Below are 22,431 nucleotides of genomic sequence, written 5' to 3'. Positions count from 1 at the left end.
CGAGATGGGCGAGCACAGCATCCGCAACTTCGCGATCAATTTCGGCCCGCAGCATCCGGCCGCGCACGGCGTGCTGCGCCTGGTGCTGGAGCTCGACGGCGAGGTGGTCGAGCGGGTCGACCCGCATATCGGCCTCCTGCACCGCGGCACCGAGAAGCTGATCGAGTACAAGACCTACCTCCAGACCACGCCCTACTTCGATCGGCTCGACTACGTCGCGCCGATGAACCAGGAGCACGCCTTCTGCCTCGCGGTGGAGCGGCTCCTCGGCATCGAGGTGCCGCGGCGCGCCACGCTGATCCGCACGCTGTTCTGCGAGATCGGGCGCCTGCTCTCCCACCTCCTCAACGTGACCACGCAGGCGATGGACGTCGGCGCCCTCACGCCCCCGCTCTGGGGCTTCGAGGAGCGCGAGAAGCTGATGATCTTCTACGAGCGGGCCTCGGGCGCGCGCCTGCACGCCAACTACTTCCGGCCCGGCGGCGTCCACCAGGACCTGCCGCCCAGCCTGATCGACGACATCGAGGCGTTCTGCGAGAGCTTCCCGCGGGTCGTCGACGACCTCGACGCCCTCGTGATGGGCAACCGCATCTTCAAGCAGCGCAACGTCGACATCGGCATCGTGACGGTCGAGGAGGCCCTCGCCTGGGGCTTCTCGGGCGTGATGGTGCGCGGCTCGGGCGTGCCGTGGGACCTGCGCAAGGCGCAGCCCTACGAGGCCTACGACGAGATGGAGTTCGACATCCCGGTGGGGCGCAACGGCGACACCTACGACCGCCAGGTGATCCGCATGGAGGAGATGCGCCAGTCCGTGCGCATCATGAGGCAGTGCATCGCCAAGCTGCGGGAGCCGGCGGGCCAGGGCCCGATCGCGACCCTCGACGGCAAGGTGGCGCCGCCGCCGAGGCGCGCGATGAAGCGCTCCATGGAGGCGCTGATCCACCACTTCAAGCTCTACACCGAGGGCTTCCACGTGCCGGCCGGCGAGGTCTACGCCGCCGTCGAGGCGCCCAAGGGCGAGTTCGGCGTCTACCTCGTCGCCGACGGCACCAACAAGCCCTACCGCTGCAAGATCCGCGCGCCGGGCTTCGCCCACCTCCAGGCGATGGACTGGATGTGCCGCGGCCACATGCTGGCGGACGTGTCGTGCATCCTGGGGACGCTCGACATCGTGTTCGGAGAGGTGGACCGGTGACGGCGCCGGCGATGGCGGCCCGCGGAGAAGTGTGAGCGATGGCAAACCGCAGATTGGCGCCCGTCTCCGAGCAGCCCGAGCGCTTCGCGTTCACGCCCGAGAACGCCGAGTGGGCGAAGGGCCAGATCGCCAAGTACCCCGAGGGCCGCCAGGCCTCGGCGGTGATCCCGCTCCTGTGGAAGGCGCAGGAGCAGCACGGCGGCTGGCTGCCCCGCAAGGCCATCGAGGCGGTGGCCGACCAGCTCGGCATGCCCCACATCCGGGTGCTCGAGGTCGCGACCTTCTACACCATGTTCGCCCTCGAGCCCGTCGGCCGCTACTGGATCCAGGTCTGCGGCACCGTGCCGTGCGACGTCTGCGGGGCCCGCGAGCTGAAGCAGATGCTGCACGACCGGCTCGGCCCCCCCGGCCACGTCGACCCGCAGGGCACCTTCTCCTGGCTCGAGGTCGAGTGCCTGGGGGCGTGCTGCAACGCCCCGATGGCGCAGATCAACCACGACTACTACGAGGACCTGACGCCCGAATCCCTCGGCCGGCTCATGGACGACCTCGCGGCCGGCCGGCCGGTGCGGGTCGGCTCGCAGACGGGGCGGACCTCCTCCGAGCCGAAGGACGCGGTGACGACGCTCCAGGACGAGACGCTGTTCGACGGCTCGCGGGTCGGGGCCTGGCGCAAGCGCTTCGAGGAGGAGGGCCTGAAGGAGACCGGGGCCGAGGCCGCCCGGGGCGAGGCCGAGAAGGCCCGCACCGAGAACGCCGCCGCCGACCCGAAGCCCGCGAAGCCGACCGCCGGGCGCGCCAGCGAGAGCCCGGCGGCGGCGGCCCCGGCCCAGCGCGCGGCGGACGGCCAGGCGCCGGTCGACCCCGCAGCCGCCACGGGCCAGGCCGCGCCGGAGCGCTCCACCGTCGCGGTGTCGCGGACCGGCCCGGAGACGGAGCCCGGTCCCCGGAGCGGGCGCTCGTACACCACGACGCCCTCGAATCCCGACGAGGGCCGGCCGGTGGCGGAGACGAAGGGCTCGACCCGGGAGGCCGGCGCCGAGCCGATGGCCGCGCCCGGCCGGACCGACGGGTCGCAGGCCAAGCCCGTCGGCGTCGACCCCGCCGACAAGGGCCCGCCCGGCCCCAAGCCCGGGGGTTGAGCCCGTCCCGTGATGCCCGCAACTCCCCCTTCAGGCCTGTAGGACGACCGCCATGCTCGCCGACCAGGATCGGATCTTCACCAACCTCTACGGTCTCCACTCCGCCGGCCTCGACGCCGCGAGGAAGCGCGGCGCCTGGGACGGCACGAAGTTCCTGCTCCAGCAGGGCCGCGACTGGATCATCGAGGAGATGAAGAAGTCGGGCCTGCGCGGCCGCGGCGGCGCCGGCTTCCCGACCGGCCTCAAGTGGTCGTTCATGCCCAAGAAGTCGGACGGCCGGCCGCACTACCTCGTGGTCAACGCCGACGAGTCGGAGCCCGGCACCTGCAAGGACCGGGAGATTATGCGGCACGATCCGCACCTCCTGGTCGAGGGCTGCATGCTGGCCTGCTTCGCCATGGGGGCGAACGCGGCCTACATCTACATCCGCGGCGAGTACGTCGCCGAGCGCATCGCGCTCCAGCGCGCCGTGGACGAGGCCTACGAGGCCCGCCTCGTCGGCGCCGGCAACCTGCACGACTACCCGTTCGACATCTACGTCCACCACGGCGCCGGCGCCTACATCTGCGGTGAGGAGACGGCCCTCCTCGAGAGCCTCGAGGGCAAGAAGGGGATGCCGCGGCTGAAGCCGCCGTTCCCGGCCAACATGGGGCTCTACGGCTGCCCGACGACGGTGAACAACGTCGAGTCGATCGCCGTCGCCGGCACGATCCTGCGCCGCGGCGGAGCCTGGTTCGCGGGCCTCGGCCGGCCGAACAACACCGGCACCAAGCTCTTCTGCATCTCCGGCCACGTCAACCGGCCGTGCAACGTCGAGGAGGAGCTCGGCGTCACCTTCCGGGAGCTGATCGACCGCCATTGCGGCGGCATGCGCGGCGGCTGGGACAACCTCCTGTGCTCGATCCCGGGCGGCTCGTCCGTGCCCCTGGTGCCGGCCGCCGAGATCATCGACGCGCCGATGGACTTCGACACCCTCAAGAACCTGAAGTCCGGCCTCGGCACCGCCGCCGTGATGGTGTTCGACAAGTCGACCGACATGGTCGCGGCCATCGCCCGCATCGCCTACTTCTACAAGCACGAATCCTGCGGCCAGTGCACGCCGTGCCGGGAGGGCACCGGGTGGATGTGGCGCGTGATGCTGCGCATGGCGGAGGGGCGCGCGCAGAGGCGCGAGATCGATATGCTGCTCGACGTGACGAAGCAGATCGAGGGCCACACCATCTGCGCCCTCGGCGACGCCGCGGCCTGGCCGATCCAGGGCCTGATCCGGCACTTCCGCCCGGAGATCGAGCGGCGCATCGACCGCTACAGCGCCAACCCGCACCCGACGCCGGTGCCGATGGCGGCGGAGTAGGCGCCGATGCTGATGGAGACCGCCACCCCGGCGCCGTCCGGCTCGCCGCGGCGCGACGCCGGCCGCCCGGCGGGCGCCGGCAGGTCCCTGCCGGCCGGCCCCGCCTCGATCGACCGCACACCCGTCTCGACCGGGTCGGGCGCCGCCCCGAACCCGCCGACCGCCACGCCTGAGAGCTGACCGCATGACCAAGATCGTCGTCGACGGCACCGAGGTCGACGTTCCGCCCGAGTACACCCTGCTCCAGGCCTGCGAGGCCGCGGGCGCCGAGATCCCGCGCTTCTGCTTCCACGAGCGCCTGTCGATCGCCGGCAATTGCCGCATGTGCCTGGTGGAGCTGAAGGGGGCGCCCAAGCCCGTGGCCTCCTGCGCCTGGGCGGTGCGCGACTGCCGGCCGGGGCCGAACGGCGAGCCGCCGGCGGTCTCGACGAAGTCGGCCCTGACCAAGAAGGCCCGCGAGGGGGTGATGGAGTTCCTCCTCATCAACCACCCCCTCGACTGCCCGATCTGCGACCAGGGCGGCCATTGCGACCTGCAGGACCAGGCCATGGCCTACGGGGTCGACTCGACCCGCTACGGCGAGAACAAGCGCGCCGTGGAGGAGAAGTACATCGGGCCGCTGGTGCGGACCGCGATGAACCGCTGCATCCACTGCACGCGCTGCGTCCGCTTCCTCGCCGAGGTGGCGGGCGTGCCGGACCTCGGCGCCATCGGGCGCGGCGAGGACATGGAGATCACCTCCTACCTCGAGCAGGCCATGGCCTCCGAGCTCCAGGGCAACGTCGCCGACCTCTGCCCGGTCGGCGCCCTCGTGCACAAGCCGCAATCCTACAACGTCCGGCCCTGGGAGCTGAACAAGACCGAGTCCGTCGACGTGATGGACGCGGTCGGCTCGGCGATCCGCGTCGACACCCGCGGCCGCGAGGTGATGCAGATCGAGCCGCGGGTGAACGAGGCCATCAACGAGGAGTGGATCTCGGACAAGACCCGCCACGTCGTCGACGGCCTGCGCCTCCAGCGCCTCGACCGTCCCTACCTGCGCGAGAATGGCCGCCTGCGCCCGGCCTCCTGGGCCGAGGCCTTCGCGACCGTCGCGGGCCGGCTGAAGGGTGTCGCGCCCGGGCGCGTCGGCGCCATCGTGGGCGACCTCGCCGGGGCGGAGGAGGTCTACGCCCTCAGGCGGCTGATGACGGCCCTCGGCGTGACGAACCTCGATTGCCGCCAGGACGGCGCCGTCCTCGATCCGGCCTGGGGCCGGGCCGCCTACACGTTCGGCCCCACCATCGCGGGCATCGAGCAGGCGGACGCCATCCTGATCGTCGGCGCCAACCCGCGCACCGAGGCCTCGCTCCTCAACGCCCGCATCCGCAAGCGCTGGCGCATGGCGCCACTCGCGGTCGGGCTGGTGGGCGAGGCGGCGGACCTGACCTACCCCCACACCTACCTGGGCGCCGGGCCCGAGACCCTGGCGGAGGTCGCGGCCGGCCGCCACAGCTTCGCCGAGGCCCTCCGGGGCGCGGAGCGGCCGCTCGTCATCGTCGGCCAGGGCGCGCTCGCCCGGCCGGACGGCGCGGCGCTCCTCGCTGCAATCGCCCGGCTGGTGCAGGGCCTCGGCGCCAAGGCCGAGGGCTGGAGCGCGCTCGGGATCCTGCACACCGCCGCCGCCCGGGTCGGTGCCCTCGACCTCGGCTTCGTGCCGGGGGAGGGCGGCCTCGACGTCGCCGCGATGACGCGGGGCGGCGCCCTCGACGTGCTGTTCAACCTCGGGGCCGACGAGGTCGAGGTCGGTCCCGGCGCCTTCGTGATCTACCAGGGCACCCACGGGGACCGGGGCGCGCACCGGGCCGACGTGATCCTGCCGGGCGCGGCCTACACCGAGAAGTCCGCGACCTACGTCAACACGGAGGGGCGGGTGCAGCTCGCCAACCGCTCCGCCTTCCCGCCGGGCGACGCCCGGGAGGACTGGGCGATCCTGCGCGCCCTCTCGGAGGTCCTGGGCCAGCGCCTGCCCTTCGACTCGCTCCAGGCCCTGCGCCGGGCGCTCTACGCCGACCACCCGCACTTCGCGGGCATCGACGCGGTGGCGCCGGGCGACCCCGCGGCGGCGCTGACGGCGCTGGCGTCGCTGGGCGGCGAGCCCGGGCGCGAGCCCTTCCGCAGCCCGGTCGTCGACTTCTACCTCACCAACCCGATCGCCCGCGCCTCGCGGGTGCTCGCCGAGTGCTCGGGCCTCGCCCGCGGGCGGGCGCTCGAGGCGGCCGAATGAGGAGGCCCGACCGATGACGTTCTGGGAGGTGCTCGGCACCGTCCTCCTCGTGGCGCTGAAGAGCTTCGTGCTGCTCGCGGCGCTCCTCGTCTTCATCGCCTACGCGCTGCTCGCCGACCGCAAGATCTGGGCGGCGGTGCAGCTGCGGCGCGGCCCCAACGTGGTCGGCCCCTGGGGCCTGCTGCAATCCTTCGCCGACCTCCTGAAGTTCGTCCTCAAGGAGCCGGTGATCCCGGCGGGGGCCAACAAGGCCCTGTTCCTGCTGGCGCCGCTGATCTTCGCGACCCTCGCGCTCGCCGCCTGGGCGGTGATCCCCCTCGCGGACGGTTGGGCCATCGCCGACATCAACGTCGGCATGACCTACATCTTCGCGATCTCGTCCCTCGGCGTCTACGGCGTGATCATGGGGGGCTGGGCCTCGAACTCGAAGTACGCCTTCCTGGGCGCGCTCCGGTCCGCCGCCCAGATGGTGTCCTACGAGGTCTCGCTCGGCTTCGTCATCATCACGGTGCTGATGTGCGCGGGCTCCCTCAACCTGTCGCAGATCGTGCGGGCGCAGGACACCGCGCTCGGCCTCTTCGGCTGGTACTGGCTCTGGCTGTTCCCGATGTTCGTGGTGTTCTTCATCTCGGCGCTCGCCGAGACGAACCGCCCGCCCTTCGACCTGCCGGAGGCCGAGTCCGAGCTGGTGGCCGGCTACATGGTGGAATACTCCTCCACCCCGTACCTGCTGTTCATGCTCGGCGAATACGTGGCGATCATCACCATGTGCGCGCTCGGCACGGTGCTGTTCCTCGGCGGCTGGCTCTCGCCGATCCCGTTCGCGCCCTTCACGTGGATCCCCGGGCTGATCTGGTTCGTCCTGAAGGCCAGCTTCCTGTTCTTCATGATCGCCATGGTCAAGGCCATGGTGCCGCGCTACCGCTACGACCAGCTCATGCGGCTCGGCTGGAAGGTGTTCCTTCCGCTCTCCCTCGCCATGGTGTTCGTGGTGGCCTTCGTCCTCAAGCTGACCGGCCTCGCGCCGGTCTCCTGACCCTTCACCCGGAGAACGAGCCATGAAGCTCGACCAGGTCGCCCGCGGCCTGCTGCTGAAGGAGTTCGTGACGGGGTTCGTCCTCGCCATGCGCTACTTCTTCAAGCCCAAGGCGACGATCAACTATCCGTTCGAGATGGGCCATCGCGGTCCCCGCTTCCGCGGCGAGCACGCCCTGCGGCGCTACCCCAACGGGGAGGAGCGCTGCATCGCCTGCAAGCTCTGCGAGGCGATCTGCCCGGCGCAGGCCATCACCATCGAGGCGGGCCCGCGCCGCAACGACGGCACGCGCCGCACCACCCGCTACGACATCGACATGGTGAAGTGCATCTACTGCGGCATGTGCCAGGAGGCCTGCCCGGTGGACGCCATCGTGGAGGGGCCGAACTTCGAGTTCTCGGTGGAGACCCGGGAGGAGCTGCTGTACGACAAGGCGAAGCTCCTCGCGAACGGCGACCGCTGGGAGCGCGAGATCGCCCGCAACATCGCGGCGGACGCGCCCTACCGGTAGGCGCGCGCACGGGGCGCGGGGCGGCCCCCGCCGCGCGCCCGGCCATTCGCCAATCCCGGAGTCCCCGGTTGTGCACCGCGGGGGCGGGTTCTATAGACGGGCCGCCGGGATGCTCCGGGGGTCGGGCAGGAGGCCGCCGCCAGGCGGCATGAATTCAGCGCATGACCGCAGCCGCCGCCTTCTTCTACCTCTTCGCCGGCGTCACCATCGCCTCGGGCTTCATGGTGATCGCGTCGCGCAACCCCGTCGCCTCGGTGCTCTTCCTCATCCTGGCCTTCGTGAACGCCGCCGGCCTGTTCGTGCTGATGGGGGCGGAGTTCCTGGCCATGATCCTGGTCGTGGTCTACGTCGGCGCCGTGGCGGTGCTGTTCCTGTTCGTGGTGATGATGCTCGACGTCGATTTCGCCGAGCTGCGCCAGGGCTTCCAGGACTACCTGCCGGTCGGCGCGCTGATCGGCGCCGTGTTCCTGATCGAGCTCCTGCTGGTGGTCGGCTCCTGGGTGATCGACCCCGGGCTCGTGCAGGCGCCCCTCGCGGTGGCACCCGGCGGCGAGACGGTCACCAACACCCAGGCCCTCGGCCTGGTGCTGTACACGAACTACTTCTTCTTCTTCCAGGTCGCCGGGCTGATCCTGCTGGTCGCGATGATCGGCGCCATCGTGCTCACCCTGCGCGACCGGCCCGGCGTCAAGCGCCAGGACATCGCGACCCAGAACGCCCGCACCCAGGCGGACGCGGTCGAGCTGCGCAAGGTGCCGACGCGCCAGGGCGTCGAGGTGTGACGGCGGCGGGGCGCGGGGGCACCGGGGCGCGGCGGGGGCGGGCGCTCGCGCGCCTGGACCGCCTCGTCCGGGTCGACGAGGGCGTGAGGCGCGCCGAGGGCGCGCGCGGGAATGGGGCGGCCGCGTCGCGGCCGAGAGGCAGATGATCGGTTTGAGCCACTACCTGACGGTCGCCGCGATCCTGTTCACGCTCGGCGTGCTCGGCATCTTCATCAACCGCAAGAACATCATCGTGATCCTGATGTCCATCGAGCTGATCCTGCTCGCCGTGAACATCAACCTGGTGGCGTTCTCGACCCACCTCGGCGACATCGTCGGGCAGGTCTTCGCCCTGTTCGTGCTGACCGTCGCGGCCGCGGAGGCCGCGATCGGCCTCGCCATCCTGGTGGTGTTCTTCCGCAACCGCGGCTCGATCGCCGTCGAGGACGTCAACATGATGAAGGGCTGACCGGCGCCGCCGCCCGCCGCCCTTCCACCACCGCCAGAGCCGCAGCGGCAGCCGCCGAGCGAGGCCGGGACCCGAGCATGTACCACGCGATCGTCTTCCTGCCCCTGATCGGCGCCCTCGTCGCCGGGCTCTTCGGCCGCCGCATCGGCCCGAAGGCCAGCGAGGCGGTGACCACCGGGATCCTGTTCTTCGTCGCGCTCCTGTCCTGGGTCGCGTTCTTCGAGGTCTCGGGCGGTCACGGTCACGGCGCCACCCGGGTGCAGGTCGCGACGTGGTTCACGGCGGGCGACCTCGTGGTCGACTGGGCCTTCCGGGTCGACACCCTCACGGTCGTGATGCTGGTGGTGGTCAACACCGTCTCGTCGCTCGTGCACCTCTACTCGATGGGGTACATGCACGAGGACCCGCACCGGCCGCGCTTCTTCGCCTACCTGTCGCTGTTCACCTTCGCCATGCTGATGCTGGTGACGGCCGACAACCTCGTGCAGATGTTCTTCGGCTGGGAGGGCGTCGGCCTCGCCTCCTACCTGCTGATCGGCTTCTGGTACGAGAAGCCCTCGGCCAATGCCGCCGCCATGAAGGCGTTCATCGTCAACCGCGTCGGCGATTTCGGCTTCTCGCTCGGGATCTTCCTCACCTTCGTGCTGTTCGGCGCCGTGGCCTTCGACGGAATCTTCCCGAAGGTGGCGGAGATCAAGGACGCGGGCTTCCACTTCCTCGGCACCGACTGGAACGCCCTCACCCTGTGCTGCCTGCTCCTGTTCATGGGCGCCATGGGCAAGTCGGCGCAGTTCCTGCTCCATACCTGGCTGCCGGACGCCATGGAGGGCCCGACCCCGGTCTCGGCCCTGATCCACGCCGCCACCATGGTGACGGCCGGCGTCTTCATGGTGGCGCGCCTCTCGCCCCTGTTCGACGCCGCCCCGAACGCCCTCGCGGTGGTCACGGTGATCGGCGGCATCACGGCCTTCTTCGCCGCCACGATCGGCCTCGTGCAGAACGACATCAAGCGGGTCATCGCCTACTCGACCTGCTCGCAGCTCGGCTACATGTTCGTCGCCCTCGGCGTCGGCGCCTACGCGGCCGGCGTGTTCCACCTCTTCACGCACGCCTTCTTCAAGGCGCTGCTGTTCCTCGGGGCCGGCTCGGTCATCCACGCGATGCACCACGAGCAGGACATGCGCAACATGGGCGGCCTGCGCCGCTACATCCCGTTCACCAGCCTGATGATGGCGGTCGGCTCCCTCGCGCTGATCGGCTTCCCGTTCACGGCCGGCTACTACTCGAAGGACGCCATCATCGAGGCGGCCTACATGTCGGGCCGGCCCGGCCACGTCCTGGCCTTCCTGGCCACTGTGATCGCGGCCTTCTTCACCTCGTTCTACTCCTGGCGCCTGTTCTTCATGACCTTCGAGGGACCGGCGCGCTGGCAGGAGGCCCACGCGGGCGGACATGACGCCCACGCGGCTCCGGCCCACGCGCACGCGGCCTCCGCGCACGCCGCCGAGGCCGACGGCGCCCCGGGCCACCACGAAGGCGTCGCCCACGACGACAAGGGCCACGACGTCGAGCCGGCCTCGCGCTCGGCGATCGAGCACCACGACGAGCACCCCCACGTCCCGCACGAGAGCCCGCGGGTGATGACCCTGCCGCTCGCGGTGCTGGCCCTCGGCGCCCTCTTCGCCGGGCTCCTGTTCAAGGACCGCTTCATCGGCGAGGGCATGGACGCGTTCTGGAAGGGCGCCCTCGCGCACGGGCCCGACAACCACATCATGCACGAGATCCACGACGCGCCCGGCTGGGTCTCGGCCTCGCCCTTCGTGATGCTGGTGCTCGGCTTCCTGCTCGCCTACTGGATGTACATCCGCCGGCCCGAGCTGCCGCACCGGCTCGCCGAGAGCCAGCCGCTCCTGTACCGCTTCCTGCTCAACAAGTGGTACTTCGACGAGCTCTACGACCGGATCTTCGTGCGCCCGGCCAAGGGCTTCGGCACCTTCCTGTGGCGGGTCGGCGACGGCACCGTCATCGACGGGCTCGGCCCCGACGGCATCGCGGCCCGGGTCGTGGACGTCACCCGCGGCGTGGTCCGGCTCCAGACCGGCTACGTCTACCACTACGCCTTCGTGATGCTGATCGGCGTCGCCGCCCTGGTGAGCTGGTACCTCTTCACCGGCGTCTCGGCGGCCGCCCACTGATGCGCCGCGTCTCCAGCCCACCGACCGGAGAGTAGTCATCCATGCTCGGCCTCGGGATCATCTCCGGCCTCCTCATCCTGCCGCTCGTCGGCGCCGCCTTCATCCTCACCCTGAGCGGCGACGAGGGCGCGGTGCGCAGGAACGCGCGCTGGGCCGCGCTCGCCACCACGCTCGCGACCTTCCTGCTCTCCCTCGTCGCCTGGAGCCGCTACGATTCCTCGACGGCGGCGTTCCAGCTCGTCGAGAGCCACGCCTGGCTCACCGACACGATCCGGTTCAAGCTCGGCGTCGACGGCTTCTCGATGCCGCTCGTACTCCTCACCACCTTCCTGATGCCGTTCTGCATCGGCGCCTCCTGGATCTCGATCGAGACCCGGGTGAAGGAGTACTTCGTCGCCTTCCTGGTGCTCGAGACCACGATGATCGGCGTCTTCACGTCGCTCGATCTGGTGCTGTTCTACCTGTTCTTCGAAGCCGGCCTGATCCCGATGTTTCTGATCATCGGGATCTGGGGCGGCAAGCGGCGGATCTACGCCTCGTTCAAGTTCTTCCTGTACACGCTGCTCGGCTCGGTGCTGATGCTGCTCGCCATCATGGCGATGTACTGGCAGGCCGGCACGACCGACATCCCGACGCTGCTCCAGACCCGGTTCCCGACCCACATGCAGACCTGGCTGTGGCTCGCCTTCTTCGCCTCCTTCGCGGTGAAGATGCCGATGTGGCCGGTCCACACCTGGCTCCCCGACGCCCACGTCGAGGCGCCGACGGCCGGCTCGGTGATCCTGGCCGGCATCCTCCTCAAGATGGGCGGCTACGGCTTCATCCGGGTCTCCCTGCCGATGCTGCCGGACGCCTCGCACGCCTTCGCGCCCCTGGTCTACGCGCTCTCGGTCGTGGCGATCATCTACACCTCGCTCGTCGCCCTGGTGCAGACCGACATCAAGAAGCTGATCGCCTACTCGTCCGTCGCCCACATGGGCTTCGTGACCCTCGGCCTGTTCACCATGACCGAGCAGGGCATCCAGGGCGCGCTGTTCCTGATGATCTCGCACGGCATCGTGTCGGGCGCGCTCTTCCTGTGCGTCGGCGTGATCTACGACCGGATGCACACCCGCGAGATCGCCGCCTACGGCGGCCTCGTCCACCGCATGCCGCTCTACGCCGTCGCCATGATGGTGTTCACGATGGCGAATGTCGGCCTGCCCGGCACCTCGGGCTTCGTCGGCGAGTTCCTGGCGATGCTCGGCGCCTTCCGGGCGAACCCCATGGTGTCGTTCTTCTCGGTCTTCGGCATCATCCTGTCGGCGGCCTACGCGCTCTGGCTCTTCGCTCGGGTGATCTACGGCAAGCTCGACAAGCCGAACCTGCAGGCCATCGCCGACCTCGACCGCCGCGAGATGGTGATCCTGGCCCCGCTCGTGGTGCTGACGCTCTACTACGGCTTCCATCCCGGCCCCGTCCTCGACGTGTTCGCGCCCTCGACCGAGGCGCTGATGCAGGGCATGCGGGCCGCCCTCTCCACGACCCAGACCGCCGCGGCGGCGCTGCCGGTCGCGCACTGATCGGAAGAGTTCCGTGATCCCGATGAACGCCGCTCAGATCGTTATGCCCGCCCTCGGGCCCGCCATGCCGGAGCTGATCCTCACGGTCGGCGTCCTGGTGCTGATCCTCTACGGCGCCTTCAAGGGCGAGCGCTCGGCGGAGGGCGTCAGCGTCGGCGCCCTGATGCTGCTGATCCTCGCCCTGTTCGCGGTGGTCAGCCAGCCCATGGGGACCAAGGTCACCACCCTCAACGGCGCCTTCATCGTGGACGGCTTCGCCCGGGTGATGAAGTCGCTGACGCTCCTCGGCTCGGCCGCCGCGATCCTGCTCGCGAAGGACCATTTCGAGCGCGAGCGCATCGCCCGCTTCGAGTACCCGATCCTGATCCTGCTCTCGACGATCGGGATGCTGATCATGGCCTCGGCCAACGACCTCATCGCGCTCTACATGGGCCTGGAGCTCCAGAGCCTCGCGGCCTACGTCATCGCCTCCTTCCACCGCGACGACCTCCGCTCGACCGAGGCCGGCCTCAAGTACTTCGTCCTCGGCGCCCTCTCGTCGGGCATGCTGCTCTACGGCGCCTCGCTGATCTACGGCTTCACCGGCAGCGTCTCGTTCCCGGGCATCGTCACGGCGCTGCGCGAGAGCTCCGGGCTCGGCGTGGTCCTGGGCATCGTGTTCCTGGCCGCCGGGGTGTCGTTCAAGCTCGCGGCGGTGCCGTTCCACATGTGGACGCCGGACGTCTACGAGGGCGCGCCGACGCCCGTCACCGCCTTCTTCGCCTCGGCGCCCAAGATGGCCGCCATGGCGATGGCCGTGCGGGTGTTCATCGGGGCCTTCCCGGGCGTGACCGACGAGTGGCGCCAGATCATCGTGTTCATCGCCATCGCGTCGATGGTGCTGGGCTCCTTCGCGGCCATCGGGCAGCGCAGCCTCAAGCGGCTGATGGCCTACTCGTCCATCGGCAACGTCGGCTACGCGCTGATCGGGCTCGCGGCCGGCACCCAGGAGGGCGTGCGCGGCATCGTGATCTACATGGCGATCTACCTCGCCATGACGCTCGGCGCCTTCGCGGTCATCCTGTCGCTGCGCCGGGGCCGGCGCATGTTCGAGACCATCGACGACCTCGCGGGCCTCTCGCGGACCCATCCGTGGCTGGCCTTCTGCCTCGCCATGATGATGTTCTCGCTCGCCGGCATCCCGCCCCTGGCCGGCTTCTTCGCCAAGTTCTACGTCTTCGCGGCCGCCATCCAGGCGGGCCTCAACGCCCTCGCGGTGATCGGCGTCGTCACGAGCGTCGTCGGCGCGTTCTACTACCTGCGCCTCGTCAAGGTGATGTACTTCGACGAGCCGCAGGAGGCCTACGAGCCGATGGGGCCTGGGCTCCGCATCGTCCTCGGGCTGTCGAGCGTGGTGGTCATCCTGTTCTGGCTCCTGCCGGCGCCCCTCGTCGGCGCCGCCGGGGCCGCCGCCCGCTCGCTGTTCTAGACCCGGCATGGCGTTCATGCTCGACCCCGCGGCCGCGGCCGCGGGATACCGCATCGAGGTTCACGACACCCTCGGCTCGACGAGCACGCAGGCCATGGCCCGCGCCCGCGCGGGCGAGACGGGGCCGCTCTGGGTCGTCACCCACCACCAGACCGGGGGCCGCGGGCGCCGCGGGCGGGGCTGGGCCTCGGTCCGGGGCAACCACGCGGCGAGCCTGCTCTGGCCGGTCCCGCCCGGGACCGGTCCGGAGCGCGTCGCCACCCTGGGCTTCGTCGCCGGGCTCGCCCTCGAGCGCGCCCTGCGGCGCGCCTGCGGCCCGGCGCCGGACGGCACCGGGCCGGATTTCCGCCTCAAGTGGCCGAACGACGTGCTCCTCGGCGGCGCCAAGCTCGCCGGCATCCTGCTCGAGATGGAGACCCTGCCGGGCCGCGGGCCCGTGGTGGTGGCGGGCTTCGGGGTCAACGTCGCGGCGGCCCCCGACGGGCTGCCCTACGCGACGACCTCGCTCGCGGGCGCGGGCCAGGCGGTCGACGCGCCGGGCCTCTTCCGCCTGCTCACCGGCACCTGGCTCGAGGCCGAGCGCACCTGGGACGGGGGGCGGGGCTTCCCGCGCATCCGCGAGGCCTGGCTCGCGGCGGCGGCCGGGCTCGGCGGCCCGGTGACCGTGCGGACCGGGAGCCAGGCCGTGCAGGGCGTGTTCGAGACCATCGACGAGGCGGGGCGGCTCCTCGTCCGGCGGCCGGACGGCAGCCGGCACGCGGTCGCGGCCGGCGACGTGCATTTCGGAACGGCCGCCACGGCGGCGTGAGGGGAGGCCGGTGCGGCGCCGCGACGGCGACCCCGGCCCGCCCCATCGACGAGGAATCGAGACCCGGCGGGGCGCCCCGGCGCCGCCGCCGAGCGGCCGTTCGGCAGGGCCGCGAACCGACACTCGCGGCCCTGCGGGACGCCGCGAACCGAGAGACCTGCGCGGCCGCCGCTTGCGGCCGCGGCCCGACACGACGGCGCCGTGACCGTGACGGCGGACAGGCCGTTCCTTGAATGGAGCCGCGACGGCGGCTCGTGAGGCAGTGCTTCCATGACGAACAAGGGAGACGAACTCGTCTTCGTGCCGCTCGGCGGCGTCGGCGAGATCGGGATGAACGCGGCGCTCTACGGCTTCGGGCCGCCGAAGGGCCGCAAGTGGATCATGGTCGATCTCGGCATGGGCTTCGCCAGCGAGGAGCACATGCCGGGGGTCGACCTGATGTACCCGGACCTGAGCTTCGCCGAGGAGCAGCGGGACAACATCCTGGCCATCCTGATCACCCACGGGCACGAGGACCATATCGGGGCGCTCGGCGAGCTCTGGCCGCGCCTCAAGGTGCCGGTCTACGCCACGAGGTTCACCAAGAACCTGATCGAGACCCGCCGCCAGGGCGAGCCCGGCGCGGCCAAGATCGACCTGCGCGAGGTGCCGGCGGACGGGCGCCTGAACCTCGGGCCGTTCGCGGTCGAGTACGTGCCGGTGGCCCACTCGATCCCGGAATCGAACGCGCTCGCCATCCGCACCGCCCTCGGGCTGGTGCTCCACACCGGCGACTGGAAGCTCGACGACACGCCGGTGGCCGGCAACACCACCTCCGAGGAGGCCTTCACGCGCCTGGGCGAGGAGGGGGTCCTCGCCATCGTCTGCGACTCCACCAACGTCACCCGCGAGGGCCGCTCGCCGAGCGAGGCCGACGTGGCGGCCCACCTCACCGAGCTGATCCGCAACGCCCCCCACCGGGTCGCCGTCACCACCTTCGCGTCGAACGTCGCCCGCATGCGGGCGGTGGCGGAGGCCGCCAAGGCCTGCGGCCGCGAGGTCGTGGCCGTCGGCCGGGCCATGGACCGGGTGATCGACGTCGCCCGCGAGTGCGGCTACCTCGACGGCCTGCCGGCGATCCGGGGCGCCGAGGCCTACGGCTACCTGCCGCGCGAGAAGGTGGTGGCGCTCCTCACCGGCTCGCAGGGCGAGCCCCGGGCGGCGCTCTCCCGGGTCTCCCGCGACGAGCACCCCGAGATCGCGCTCTCGCCCGGCGACCGGGTGATCTTCTCCTCGCGGGCGATCCCCGGCAACGAGCGGGCCGTGGGGGCGATCATCAACGACCTCATCGACGCCGGCATCGAGGTCGTCACCGACCGCACCGAGCTCGTCCACGTCTCGGGCCACCCGCGCCGGGACGAGCTCGCGGCGATGTACCGCTGGACCAAGCCCCGCATCGCGGTGCCGGTCCACGGCGAGCCGCTGCACCTCGCCGAGCACGCCACCTTCGCCCGCAAGCAGGGCGTCGAGCAGGTGGTGAAGGCCCGCAACGGCACCCTCATCCGCCTCGCGCCCGGCGAGCCCGAGATCGTCACGCACGTCAAGAGCGGCCGCATCTACAAGGACGGCAACGTCCTCGTCGGCGCGGCCGACCGGGCGATCCCGGAGCGGCGCAAGCTCGCCTCCACGGGCATCATCTCGATCGCCATCGCGCTCGACCGCAACGGCGACATCAAGGGCGAGCCCTCGATCGACCTGATGGGCCTGCCGAGCTACGGCCGCAAGGGCGAGTCGATCATCGACATCGTCGGCGACGTCGTGGAGCGGACCCTCGACGGGCTGTCCCGGGGCAAGCGGCGCGACTCCGAGGCGGTCGAGAACGCGGTCGACCGCGCCATCCGGTCGGCCGTCAACGAGGCCTGGGGCAAGAAGCCCGCCTGCCACGTCATGGTGGTGGAGATCTGAGGCTTCGGCGAGCGCGCCGCGGGCATCGTCCCGCGGGCGCCCGGCCCCGCCGCCCGCAAAGCCGCGGCGCCGGGCCGGGCGACGTGGTAGGAGAGGCGTCTCGCGTCGGCACGCGAGCACGCGCGGGAGGAGGCATCATGATCGGCCGGTTGAACCATGTCGCCATCGCGGTGACGGACATGGAGGCGGCGGCGCGGGTCTACCGCGACACGCTCGGGGCGACGCTGTCGCCGCCCCTGGCGCAGCCCGAGCACGGCGTCACGGTGATCTTCGTCGAACTGCCGAACAGCAAGATCGAGCTCCTCGAGCCCCTCGGGGCCGACTCGCCCATCGCGGCCTTCCTGGCGCGCAACCCGGGCGGGGGCATCCACCACGTCTGCTACGAGGTCGACGACATCCTGGCGGCGCGCGACCGCCTGGCGGCGGCGGGCGCCCGCATCCTGGGGAGCGGGGAGCCGCGCATCGGGGCCCACGGCAAGCCCGTGCTGTTCCTGCACCCGAAGGACTTCCTCGGCACCCTCGTCGAGCTGGAGCAGGCCTGATCCCGGTGCTCGACCGCCTGCTCGCCCGCGCCACCGTGTCGATCCCGCGCACGCTGCTCGCCTGCCTCGTGCTGACGCTGCCCCCGCTCGCGATCGCCATCGCGGGCTTCGGCCTCACGGCGTTCGGGGCGGGCGCGCTCTACTTCGTGGTCTGGTGGACGCTGCTGTTCGCGGTGCTGCCGTTCCGGGCCGCCGAGGACGGCAGCGAGGCCCGCATTGCGGGCCAGGACCCGGGCGCGCCGGCGCGCCCGCAGATGCGCCGCAAGGCGGTGTGGACCACCCTCATCTCCGACGCGGTGTTCCTGATGGCGGTCGCGGCCTTCCCGCTCGCGGGGCTGTAGAGCGCAGTACGCCCAGGGCCGCGGGCCCCCGCCGCGGCAGCAACGCGGCGGTGCCGCCGGCGGCCTGATCGACACGCAAATAAAAAAGCAAGGCTTGTTAGCCTTGCTTGAAAAGCTTCCAGATGTTTTCGTCAGCCCTTAATATGTTGTGCGCCCTTTAGGGCATTGAAGCTGACCATTCCTCCCGAGACTCGGACCTTCGCGCGGCGTGTGTTGGACCGCCTGCGCGTCATCGCGATGCCGCTTATAGGAATAAGAATTCGCATTGTCACCTGTTTCGGAGCAGGTCGATGCGATTTTTTGCATGATCGCCGCGATTTCCTGCCAGCCCACGATGACACGTTGCTCATTCTGGTTCAGGAGCCCGGCTTGTGCAATTAAGGGTTGTAGCGCCCGCGACGCTCCGCCCGGTCAGGGCGCGGGCCGCCGGGGAGCCGCTTGTGTTTTGCGGTTTCGCCCTGTTGTGTGCACAAGGCGGCGCGCCGGTCCGGCGCCCCGCCCCGGCGTCCCGTCACTGGCCAAGGTCCGACATGCGTCTCAGCCGCTACTTCCTGCCCATTCTGCGCGAGACGCCGAAGGAAGCCGAGATCGTCTCGCATCGCCTGATGCTGCGCGCCGGCATGATCCGGCAGGAAGCGGCCGGCATCTACGCCTGGCTGCCCCTCGGGCTGCGGGTGCTCAACCGGGTCGTCGAGGTGGTGCGGGCCGAGCAGGACCGCTCGGGCGCGATCGAGCTCCTGATGCCGACGATCCAGTCGGCGGAGCTGTGGCGCGAGTCGGGCCGCTACGACGCCTACGGCAAGGAGATGCTGCGCATCCGGGACCGGCACGAGCGCGAGATGCTGTTCGGGCCGACCAACGAGGAGATGATCACGGAGATCTTCCGCTCGGCCGTGCGCTCCTACAAGGACCTGCCGAAGAACCTCTACCACATCCAGTGGAAGTTCCGGGACGAGGTGCGGCCCCGCTTCGGCACCATGCGCTCGCGCGAGTTCCTGATGAAGGACGCCTACTCCTTCGACCTCGACCAGGCCGGCGCCCGGCACGCCTACAACAAGATGTTCGTGGCCTACCTGCGCACCTTCGCGCGCCTCGGCCTGAAGGCGATCCCGATGCGGGCCGAGACCGGCCCGATCGGCGGCGACCTCAGCCACGAGTTCATCATCCTGGCCCAGACCGGCGAGAGCGAGGTGTTCTGCGACCGCGCCTACCTCGACGTGCCGGTCCCGGGGGCCGGGACCGACTTCGACGACGTCGCGGGCCTGCAGGCGGTCGTCGACCAGTGGACCTCGCGCTACGCGGCGACCTCGGAGATGCACGACGCGGCCGCCTACGAGGCCGTGCCGGAGGCCGAGCGCCTGGCCGCGCGGGGCATCGAGGTCGGCCACATCTTCTACTTCGGCACGAAGTACTCCGAGCCCATGGGTGCCAAGGTCACGGGCCCGGACGGGCAGGAGCGCCCGGTCCACATGGGCTCCTACGGCATCGGCCCGAGCCGGCTCGTCGCCGCCATCATCGAGGCGGGCCACGACGAGGCCGGCATCGTCTGGCCGGACGCGGTCGCACCCTTCGACGTCGCCCTCCTCAACCTCAAGGCCGGCGATTCCGGCACGGACGCGGCCTGCGGGCGGATCCAGGCGGATCTGGAGCAGGCCGGCCTCACGGTGCTGTACGACGACCGCGACGAGCGCCCGGGCGGCAAGTTCGCCACCGCCGACCTGATCGGCCTGCCCTGGCAGGTGATCGTCGGCCCCAAGGGCCTCGCCGAGGGCAAGGTCGAGCTGAAGCGCCGGGCCACGGGCGCCCGCGAGACGGTGGCGCCGGACGCCCTCGCGGCGCGGCTGCGCCAGGGCCGGGCGGGGTAGGGGGGATGCTCGCCGCGATCCGCGACCGCCTGCCCCTCGTCGGCGGGCGGGCTCACCCGGCGAGGAGCGGCACCGCGCCCTTCTCGCCCTTCGAGTGGACGATCGCCGGGCGCTACCTGCGCACCCGGCGCAAGGAGGGCTTCGTCTCCGTCATCGCCCTGTTCTCGTTCCTCGGCATCATGCTGGGCGTCGCGACGCTCATCATCGTGCTCTCGGTGATGAACGGGTTCCGCAAGGAGCTGCTGACGAAGATCGTCGGCATCAACGGCCACATCTTCGTGGCGCCGATCGACAAGCCGCTCACCGACTTCGCCGACCTGTCGGAGCGCCTGGGCAAGGTCGCGGGCGTGAAGCTGGCGCTGCCGATGGTCGAGGGGCAGGCCTTCGCCTCCTCGCCCTACGGCGGGTCGGGCGTGCTCGTGCGCGGCGTGCGGGCCGAGGACCTGAGAAAAATCCCGGCGGTGGCCAACACCGTGCGGGGCGGCACGCTGGAGGGCTTCGACGGCGCCGGCGGCGTCGCCGTCGGGCGCCGCCTCGCCGAGTCCCTCGGCCTCCAGGCCGGCGACACCCTCACGCTCGCCACCCCCAAGGGCGCGACGACGCCGTTCGGCACCGCGCCGCGGATCAAGGGCTACACGGTGGCGGCTTTGTTCGAGGTCGGCATGTCGGAGTTCGACGCCACCTTCGTGTACATGCCGTTGTCGGAGGCGCAGGGGTTCTTCAACCGCGATGGCGACGTCTCGGTGATCGAGATCTTCCTCGACAACGCCGACGCGGTCGGCGACGCCCGGGGCGCGCTCGAGCTCGCGGCCGAGCGCCCGGTGCTCCTCACCGACTGGCGCCAGCGCAACCGCACCTTCTTCTCGGCGCTCGAGGTCGAGCGCAACGTCATGTTCATCATCCTGACGCTGATCGTGCTGGTGGCCGCGCTCAACATCGTGTCGGGCCTGATCATGCTGGTGAAGGACAAGTCGAGCGACATCGCCATCCTGCGCACCATGGGGGCGACCCGGGGCGCGATCATGCGGGTCTTCCTGATCACCGGGGCCTCGATCGGCATCGTCGGGACGCTGGCGGGCTTCGTCCTCGGCCTCGTGTTCTCGGCCAACCTGACGGCGATCCAGCGCACGCTGTTCCCGGGCGCCTGGGACCCGACGGTGCGGTTCCTGTCCGAGATCCCGTCCGAGACCAACGCGAGCGAGGTCATGGCGGTGGTGCTGATGTCGATGGTGCTGTCGCTGCTCGCGACCCTGTACCCGTCCTGGCGCGCCGCCCGCCTCGACCCGGTCCAGGCCCTGCGCTACGGCTGAGGGCCGTGGCCGCGCACCGTCCGGGCCCGGTCGCCGGCCCGCGTTCCCGCGTCGTCCCGAGTATCCCGATGCCGTTGCCCGATCCCGCCCCGCTCCCCCCGCCCGCGCCGCGGCTCCGCCGCCGGCCCGAGGCGGGCGCCTGACCCCCGGATGGACGCCTCCCAGCCGCCGCAGCCGGTCCCGGCCCTGTTCCTCGCGCGCGTCGAGCGCCGCTACCCGCAGGCGCAGGGCAGCCTCGACATCCTGCGCGGGGCCGACCTCGCCATCTGGCCCGGCGAGATCGTCGCCCTGGTGGCGCCCTCCGGCACCGGCAAGTCGACCCTGCTCCACGTCGCCGGCCTGCTCGAGCGGCCCGACGGCGGCGAGGTCTACATCGGCGGCCAGCCCAGCGCGCGGATGGACGACGCCGCCCGCACCCGGATGCGGCGCGAGGAGATGGGCTTCGTCTACCAGGCGCACCACCTGCTGCCGGAATTCTCCGCCCTCGAGAACGTGGTGCTGCCCCAGCTCATCCGCGGCCTCCCGGCCGCGGAGGCGCGCTCCCGGGCGGCCGAGCTCCTGGCCTTCCTCGGCCTCAAGGAGCGGCTTTCCCACCGCCCCTCCGAGCTCTCCGGCGGCGAGCAGCAGCGGGTCGCCATCGCGCGGGCGGTGGCCAACGGCCCGCGCCTGCTGCTCGCCGACGAGCCGACCGGCAACCTCGACCCGCAGACCGCGGGCCACGTCTTCGGCATCCTGGTCTCGCTGGTGCGGGCCTCCGGCGTCGCGGCGCTGATCGCCACCCACAACCTGGAGCTCGCCGCCCGCATGGACCGGCGGGTCACCATCCGGGACGGGCTGATCGTCCAGCTCGCCTGACGCCGCGACCCCCGCGCGGCGCCGGCGGCTGCGGCCCTCTGCCCACCTGTCGCGACCCCCGCCGGTTCGGATAGGGTCGGGCGGCATGCCGGACGCCCTCACCCCCGCTCCCGACGGCACCGTCCTGGTCTTCGGCGGTCCTTTCGCGAACCTCGCCGCCACGGAGGCGGTGCTGCGGGCGGCGGCCGCCCACGGCCTCCCGCCCGACCGCGTGATCGGCCTCGGCGACGTCGTCGCGCACGGGCCCGACCCGGCGGCCTGCATCGCCCGCGTGCGCGCCGCCGGCATCCGGGTCGTGATGGGCGGCGGCGAGGAGGCCCTGGCGCGGAGCGGGCCCGCGCCGGCCGGACCCGGGCAGCTCGGCGACGGGGACCGCGCCTGGCTGGCGGCCCTGCCGCGGCGCCTCGAGGTCGCGGTCGGCGGCCTGCGCCTCGCGGTGGTGGGCGCGCCGGAGGCGCCCGAGCGCCCCGTCTTCGCCTCGACCCCCGCCCGGATCAAGGCGCGGGCGCTCGACCGGGCCGGAGCGGACGGGATCGTGGCCGGGCCCGGCGGCCTGCCGTTCAGCCAGGTGATCGCGGGCCGCCTCTGGCACGACCCCGGCGCGGTCGGGATGCCGGCGAGCGACGGCACCCCGGCGACCTGGTACAGCCTGCTCGCGCCGGGCCCGGAGCCGCGCACCCTCAGGGTCAGCCACGTCCGCCTCGCCTGCGACCCGGGGCCCGTGGCGGCCCGGATGCGGGGCGCCGGCCTGCCGGAGAGCGCCGCCCTGCCGGCGGCCGAGGCCGGGCGCGCCGGCCGGCCGTTCGC

At 71.5% G+C, this 22,431-nt stretch carries 20 protein-coding genes; all 20 read left to right on the top strand.

What is annotated here, in order from left to right:
• Positions 1-4: 4 nt before the first annotated feature.
• The gene (locus DT057_RS23170) at positions 5-1,195 is read left to right on the top strand and encodes an NADH-quinone oxidoreductase subunit D (RefSeq protein ID WP_128564470.1); all 1,191 of its coding nucleotides are present in this window, start codon (positions 5-7) and stop codon (positions 1,193-1,195) included.
• Positions 1,196-1,233: 38 nt separating this feature from the next.
• Positions 1,234-2,337, top strand: coding sequence for an NADH-quinone oxidoreductase subunit NuoE (gene nuoE / locus DT057_RS23165; protein WP_128564469.1), 1,104 nt, complete (start codon positions 1,234-1,236; stop codon positions 2,335-2,337).
• A gap of 52 nt (positions 2,338-2,389) precedes the next feature.
• Positions 2,390-3,691: an NADH-quinone oxidoreductase subunit NuoF gene (nuoF, locus tag DT057_RS23160; protein WP_128564468.1), complete on the top strand. Its 1,302-nt coding sequence runs from the start codon at positions 2,390-2,392 to the stop codon at positions 3,689-3,691.
• A gap of 6 nt (positions 3,692-3,697) precedes the next feature.
• Positions 3,698-3,871 (top strand): hypothetical protein, encoded by a 174-nt coding sequence (locus DT057_RS35580; RefSeq protein WP_162501480.1) that lies wholly within the window; start codon positions 3,698-3,700, stop codon positions 3,869-3,871.
• 4 nt (positions 3,872-3,875) lie between these two features.
• Positions 3,876-5,957, top strand: coding sequence for an NADH-quinone oxidoreductase subunit NuoG (gene nuoG / locus DT057_RS23155; protein WP_128564467.1), 2,082 nt, complete (start codon positions 3,876-3,878; stop codon positions 5,955-5,957).
• A gap of 13 nt (positions 5,958-5,970) precedes the next feature.
• Positions 5,971-6,993: an NADH-quinone oxidoreductase subunit NuoH gene (gene nuoH / locus DT057_RS23150; protein ID WP_128564466.1), complete on the top strand. Its 1,023-nt coding sequence runs from the start codon at positions 5,971-5,973 to the stop codon at positions 6,991-6,993.
• A gap of 22 nt (positions 6,994-7,015) precedes the next feature.
• The gene (nuoI, locus tag DT057_RS23145; RefSeq protein WP_128564465.1) at positions 7,016-7,504 is read left to right on the top strand and encodes an NADH-quinone oxidoreductase subunit NuoI; all 489 of its coding nucleotides are present in this window, start codon (positions 7,016-7,018) and stop codon (positions 7,502-7,504) included.
• Positions 7,505-7,665: 161 nt separating this feature from the next.
• The gene (locus DT057_RS23140) at positions 7,666-8,286 is read left to right on the top strand and encodes an NADH-quinone oxidoreductase subunit J (protein WP_128564464.1); all 621 of its coding nucleotides are present in this window, start codon (positions 7,666-7,668) and stop codon (positions 8,284-8,286) included.
• A 142-nt stretch (positions 8,287-8,428) separates the two neighbouring features.
• Entirely contained in the window at positions 8,429-8,734 is a 306-nt protein-coding gene (gene nuoK, locus DT057_RS23135; protein WP_128564463.1) for an NADH-quinone oxidoreductase subunit NuoK, read from the top strand.
• A gap of 77 nt (positions 8,735-8,811) precedes the next feature.
• Positions 8,812-10,929 (top strand): NADH-quinone oxidoreductase subunit L, encoded by a 2,118-nt coding sequence (gene nuoL, locus DT057_RS23130; protein WP_128564462.1) that lies wholly within the window; start codon positions 8,812-8,814, stop codon positions 10,927-10,929.
• A 41-nt stretch (positions 10,930-10,970) separates the two neighbouring features.
• On the top strand, positions 10,971-12,491 hold the full coding sequence (locus DT057_RS23125; RefSeq protein ID WP_128564461.1) for an NADH-quinone oxidoreductase subunit M: 1,521 nt from the start codon (positions 10,971-10,973) through the stop codon (positions 12,489-12,491).
• A 22-nt stretch (positions 12,492-12,513) separates the two neighbouring features.
• Positions 12,514-13,959 (top strand): NADH-quinone oxidoreductase subunit NuoN, encoded by a 1,446-nt coding sequence (gene nuoN / locus DT057_RS23120; protein ID WP_128564460.1) that lies wholly within the window; start codon positions 12,514-12,516, stop codon positions 13,957-13,959.
• Positions 13,960-13,966: 7 nt separating this feature from the next.
• Positions 13,967-14,767 carry a biotin--[acetyl-CoA-carboxylase] ligase gene (locus DT057_RS23115; protein ID WP_128564459.1) on the top strand — a complete coding sequence of 267 codons (801 nt, stop codon included), beginning with the start codon at positions 13,967-13,969 and terminating at the stop codon, positions 14,765-14,767.
• 270 nt (positions 14,768-15,037) lie between these two features.
• Positions 15,038-16,711 carry a ribonuclease J gene (locus DT057_RS23110; RefSeq protein ID WP_128564458.1) on the top strand — a complete coding sequence of 558 codons (1,674 nt, stop codon included), beginning with the start codon at positions 15,038-15,040 and terminating at the stop codon, positions 16,709-16,711.
• A 137-nt stretch (positions 16,712-16,848) separates the two neighbouring features.
• A complete protein-coding gene (gene mce, locus DT057_RS23105; RefSeq protein ID WP_128564457.1) occupies positions 16,849-17,253 on the top strand; it encodes a methylmalonyl-CoA epimerase in 405 nt (134 codons plus the stop codon).
• A gap of 5 nt (positions 17,254-17,258) precedes the next feature.
• A complete protein-coding gene (locus DT057_RS23100) occupies positions 17,259-17,594 on the top strand; it encodes a DUF1467 family protein (RefSeq protein ID WP_128564456.1) in 336 nt (111 codons plus the stop codon).
• Between the two features lie 530 nt (positions 17,595-18,124).
• Complete coding sequence (gene proS / locus DT057_RS23095) at positions 18,125-19,459, top strand: proline--tRNA ligase (protein WP_128564455.1); 1,335 nt, start codon at positions 18,125-18,127, stop codon at positions 19,457-19,459.
• 5 nt (positions 19,460-19,464) lie between these two features.
• Positions 19,465-20,769, top strand: coding sequence for a lipoprotein-releasing ABC transporter permease subunit (locus tag DT057_RS23090; protein ID WP_128564454.1), 1,305 nt, complete (start codon positions 19,465-19,467; stop codon positions 20,767-20,769).
• A gap of 150 nt (positions 20,770-20,919) precedes the next feature.
• Positions 20,920-21,624 (top strand): ABC transporter ATP-binding protein, encoded by a 705-nt coding sequence (locus DT057_RS23085; RefSeq protein ID WP_128564453.1) that lies wholly within the window; start codon positions 20,920-20,922, stop codon positions 21,622-21,624.
• Positions 21,625-21,709: 85 nt separating this feature from the next.
• Positions 21,710-22,431 (top strand): metallophosphoesterase family protein (locus tag DT057_RS23080; RefSeq protein WP_162501479.1); only part of this gene is annotated, 722 nt, incomplete at its 3' end.

Origin of the sequence: Methylobacterium crusticola, assembly GCF_003574465.1 — a bacterium.
Classification (GTDB): Bacteria; Pseudomonadota; Alphaproteobacteria; order Rhizobiales; family Beijerinckiaceae; genus Methylobacterium; species Methylobacterium crusticola.
Note: the sequence above shows the minus strand (reverse complement) of the source record. Positions and strands in the feature narration are given on the sequence as shown.